This window comes from Flavobacterium chuncheonense, from assembly GCF_042686145.1.
Lineage (GTDB): Bacteria > Bacteroidota > Bacteroidia > Flavobacteriales > Flavobacteriaceae > Flavobacterium > Flavobacterium chuncheonense.
This window is the reverse complement of the sequence record NZ_JBHUPC010000005.1, coordinates 1-4,033: the sequence shown is the minus strand read 5'-3', so window position 1 is coordinate 4,033 and position 4,033 is coordinate 1. Positions and strand designations below refer to the sequence as shown.

The following is a 4,033-nucleotide window of genomic DNA, read 5'->3' as shown; positions in this document are numbered from 1 at the left end:
GTCAGTACTATTCCGAAAATTCTTCCAATTTTCTAAAATAAGTCTATATTTGTTTTGGCTTGGTATTGGCTCAGCGCCACTACTTATAGCCGCGAACCGTTAGCGGCAAACTTAAACATCCTATGTCTAAAAAAATTCTAATAATCATTCTTTTGTCTTTATTCATTTGTTCTTGTAAAAAAAGACAAGAAAAAATTGAGATTTATCTATTAGAAAATAGTGTAAGTTCCGATGAGGGAATTCCCTTAGTTAACTATTTAAAAATTAAAAAGATGCCTTATGACCCTAATAGGATTAACAAAAATTACAACTATGATTCGATAAAAAAGCAAATGATATATGGTGGTAAATTTAGTGTCGACAAAACTAATTTACAAGCGCTTCCAATTATTGAAGATAAAGATATACTTAAATTTAATCTTTCACGAAGCGAGTTGATTTTGACGAAACGAGGCCAATATACTCTATCATTTTTGGATAAAAACATAAATCAGTTTGCAATCTGTGTTGACGGAAATCCAATCTTAACAGGATATTTTAGATATAATTATTCAAGTGTTATATATAGTTGGAACTACATAGGATATAATTATTATAAAGACAAAGAAAAATTGGAAAATCCGAAATTTGTAATATTTCACAATCTCAACTATAGTGATTGGAAACCTGTTTTAACAAATCTGGAAGATTATCCAAAACTACTCCAAGCTTTCGAAAAATCAGGACGTTTACAAAGATAACAAAGTCTGCCGCTAACAGCCGTTTGTAGCAATTGCTTGGCTTGGCTTGTGTTCGGAATTTTATCCGAAAATTCCACGAGGAGTTTTGTACTTGTAATCTTTTGGCTTAAATTTACGCAACTGCTACAAGCGGCAAACCGTTGTACACAATTTGAAAAAAATGAGTAAAAAAACAATTTTCATTTCAATCACAATTTTCTTAATTATTTTTGGATCTTGGAATTTTGGTTTCTTTACTCGATTTAATTATTTAACAGCTAAAAATGACATTGCTAAAAATAAACTACAAATTGTATTTGTAGGTGAATCAATGCTTTCAATTGAAGACATTAATAAAGTAAGCAAAAAATACGGATTTAAAGTTATCAATTACGGCTGCATAATAAACAGAGTTGAACAAAATGGAATTGAAATATACAATTCAAAAATGGATGATTACTTAGGTAAACTAAACTCAACAAATTGGAAAAAAAATTATGAAAGAGAAATTGACTCTCTTATGAAGCTCACAAATATTCCAATAACTGCATTTTGGATTGAGAATAAAGAAATAGGCTATTGGTTTAATGTTGATTATATGCATTCTCATAAAAACAAAGCTAAAATTTCAATTTTCAATAAGAATGGAGAACTTGTCACAAAAGGAGAATTTATATTAGTTTGTCCAAAAAATAAAATTGAATTTATAGATGATCTTAAAATACAAATTGATCATTACGACGGTAAAAATATTCAGTTATATAACGACTGTTATCTTCTGAAAACTAAATAAACTGTGTACAACAGCCGTTTGTAGCAATTGCTAGGCTTGGCTTGCGTTCGGAATTTTGCTGCGCCAGTTCGCACTCTGTGCTCGAGTCTCCGAAAATTCCACAAGGAGTTTTGTACTTGTAAACTTTTAGGCTAAATTTAAGCAACTGCTACAAGCGGCGGACCGTTGTACTGCATTTAAGTAAAACATTATGGAAATAGGAAATAAAATAATTAAAATGAATTGGAAGTACCGAATCACGTTTGCAATCGGCACTGGAATTCTTTACTCTTTTTTACTCTGGACATTTAATTTTTTCTCTGACGAAAAACTAAACTCACTTAACAGTTTGCTTTTTCAAGGTGTTTTCTTCGGTATATTTTTTGGAATTGGATTTCCTTATGTTAATGAAAAATTCGCTGGAAAATTATCTAAAAAAGTAAAAATAAAACCAGTGTTAGAATTAGATGAACAAATCGAAATTGAAGGACCGGCAAATTTATTTCGTGGATTTGAAGGAGTTGGTGGAAAAATATTCTTAACCAATAAAAAATTAATTTTCAAATCACATAAAATCAATATCCAAAAAGGACAAACTGATATTAATTATGCTGATATCAAAATAGTTATTAAAAGAAAAACAGCAAAACTGATTGACAATGGTTTTAGAATAATAACTGATAATGAAAAAGAATATGATTTTGTAGTTAATGAAAGAGATTTGTGGCTTGAAAAAATAAACGAGCGTATAAAATAAAACGCAGTACAACAGCTGTTATAAGTAATGGCGAGTTATGGCAACCTTCCGAATTTTGCTGCGCCAGTTCGCACTTTGTGCTCGGGTTTCCGAAAATTCAAAAGTTTTCGGTATATTTGAATTGGCTTGGTTTTGGCTCGGCGCCACTACTTATAGCCGCGGACCGTTAGGCGTCACTTTGAAAAACGAAATCCAAAAACATGATTGATATAGAAAGACGAAAAAAATTAGCGTATCATTTGAGACATTTATCAATTGGATTAATAACCAATGATGAATTCGAAGACTATATAACTGACGATGTAACATTTGGATGGCTTCCGGAACAATATTATAGAGCAAAAGAAGCTAAACTTGACGATGCTATAATTAGACCTATGTTAGAATTAAGTTGGTGTCTATACAGTGACCTGAAAGAACACAAATTGAAAGATCAATACAAGCTTGACGAAAAACAACTAAAAGACATAGCAAGGTTCATTTTATTCTTACACTCAGACAATGAATATGAATGGTCATACATTGACCCAACAAATCCGTTTATAAGGTTCTCATTTAAAGATATAATCTTAAGCGTAATCACTTTTGGTCAGCATTATAAAGACAAAAGAAATGAAAGAGAAAAAGAATTCGCTGAAATGCAAAAAATGGGCGATTTTGATTATTGGCCGTTCATAAGTAAAGAACGATACGAAGAGCAACTGAAAAGTCAACCATTCTTATCTGAAAAAAAAGCGAACGCCTAACAGCAGTTTTATGACATTGCGGGGCTTGGTTTGTGTTTGGAAAATTCTCCGAATTTTCTCTGGGAAGTTTTATACTTGCAAACTTTTGGCTAAAATTACTGCAACGTCATAAAGCTGGCGGGACGTTAACGGCAATTTTATGAAAAACTCCGAATTAAGAAATATTCTTGTTGAGAAATGTAAAGAACTAGATTTAAAAGGTAATGCCTTTGCATTGTTTGAGAATATATTTACTCAAAATTCGGTAAACGAACTAACTGAAATTTTTGGTGAGTTGAATCGAGAAAGTATTCACCCGGAATTTGAAAACTATTCTTTCTATATTTCCAAAAATGAAACGTCGATAAGAACAAGACTTAACATAAAAAATACTGAAAATGATCAAATCGGCTGGTACGAGATTGTAACAAACTTTAATGGTGATTTTTTAGATGAATTTTTAAATCTCTTTTAAAAAAGAAATGCATAAAATATTTGAATTAATAACTGAAATTATTGGATGGATTCAGATAGCACTGTCTCCTACTCTCTTTGGTTTAATAATCGGATATATTATTTATTACAATTTTGACAGCATCTATGGTTTAATAGTAGGAATTTTAGTTGCTTTAATTGGCTTAATTTTCGGAATCGTTTTAGCGACCAAAAAATTTAAAACTTCAGGAACAATTCATTTTTTGTCACGAGTAAGTGCTTCACCAGAATTGGACAATCTGGAAAAATCTGAAAAGGAAAACGAAAATAAAAACTGCCGTTAACAGCAGTTATAAGTAATGGCTATTTTTGGAATATTCCGAAAATTCTCCGAATTTTCTAAAATAAGTTTATATTTGTTTTGGCTTGGTTTTAGCTCAGCGCCACTACTTATAGCCGCGGACCGTTACCATACATTTAAACAATACTATGTCTAAAATTAAAACTAAACCGAATATTGTAGATAGATTCACAGCTGGGTTTGTTGATTACATTTTAATTTATGGGATATCTTTCATCTCGATTTTTATTTTTGGAGAACCGAATAACGACGGTGGTTATTCAC

The 4,033-nt window shown here is 31.1% G+C and carries 6 protein-coding genes; all 6 read left to right on the top strand.

Annotation, left to right across the window (positions count from 1 at the left end; genetic code table 11):
- Nucleotides 1–122 precede the first annotated feature (122 nt).
- The 6 genes from ACFS5J_RS00265 (at nucleotide 123) to ACFS5J_RS00240 (ending at nucleotide 3,752) form a co-directional block, all read left to right on the top strand.
- Nucleotides 123–740: a hypothetical protein gene (locus ACFS5J_RS00265; RefSeq protein WP_379809887.1), complete on the top strand. Its 618-nt coding sequence runs from the start codon at nucleotides 123–125 to the stop codon at nucleotides 738–740.
- 160 nt (nucleotides 741–900) lie between these two features.
- Nucleotides 901–1,512: an FEKKY domain-containing protein gene (locus ACFS5J_RS00260; protein WP_379809886.1), complete on the top strand. Its 612-nt coding sequence runs from the start codon at nucleotides 901–903 to the stop codon at nucleotides 1,510–1,512.
- Between the two features lie 217 nt (nucleotides 1,513–1,729).
- Nucleotides 1,730–2,248 carry a GRAM domain-containing protein gene (locus ACFS5J_RS00255; RefSeq protein WP_379809885.1) on the top strand — a complete coding sequence of 173 codons (519 nt, stop codon included), beginning with the start codon at nucleotides 1,730–1,732 and terminating at the stop codon, nucleotides 2,246–2,248.
- Nucleotides 2,249–2,487: 239 nt separating this feature from the next.
- A complete protein-coding gene (locus ACFS5J_RS00250) occupies nucleotides 2,488–2,994 on the top strand; it encodes a hypothetical protein (protein ID WP_379809884.1) in 507 nt (168 codons plus the stop codon).
- A 139-nt stretch (nucleotides 2,995–3,133) separates the two neighbouring features.
- On the top strand, nucleotides 3,134–3,448 hold the full coding sequence (locus ACFS5J_RS00245) for a hypothetical protein (protein ID WP_379809882.1): 315 nt from the start codon (nucleotides 3,134–3,136) through the stop codon (nucleotides 3,446–3,448).
- A 7-nt stretch (nucleotides 3,449–3,455) separates the two neighbouring features.
- On the top strand, nucleotides 3,456–3,752 hold the full coding sequence (locus ACFS5J_RS00240; protein WP_379809881.1) for a hypothetical protein: 297 nt from the start codon (nucleotides 3,456–3,458) through the stop codon (nucleotides 3,750–3,752).
- Nucleotides 3,753–4,033 lie beyond the last annotated feature (281 nt).

Excerpts from the sequence above, each read along its gene's own strand:
- ACFS5J_RS00245 (WP_379809882.1), top strand. The coding sequence starts at position 3,134 with ATGAAAAACTCCGAATTAAGAAATATTCTTGTTGAGAAATGTAAAGAA.
- ACFS5J_RS00260 (WP_379809886.1), top strand. The coding sequence starts at position 901 with ATGAGTAAAAAAACAATTTTCATTTCAATCACAATTTTCTTAATTATT.
- ACFS5J_RS00255 (WP_379809885.1), top strand. The coding sequence starts at position 1,730 with ATGAATTGGAAGTACCGAATCACGTTTGCAATCGGCACTGGAATTCTT.
- ACFS5J_RS00240 (WP_379809881.1), top strand. The coding sequence starts at position 3,456 with ATGCATAAAATATTTGAATTAATAACTGAAATTATTGGATGGATTCAG.
- ACFS5J_RS00265 (WP_379809887.1), top strand. The coding sequence starts at position 123 with ATGTCTAAAAAAATTCTAATAATCATTCTTTTGTCTTTATTCATTTGT.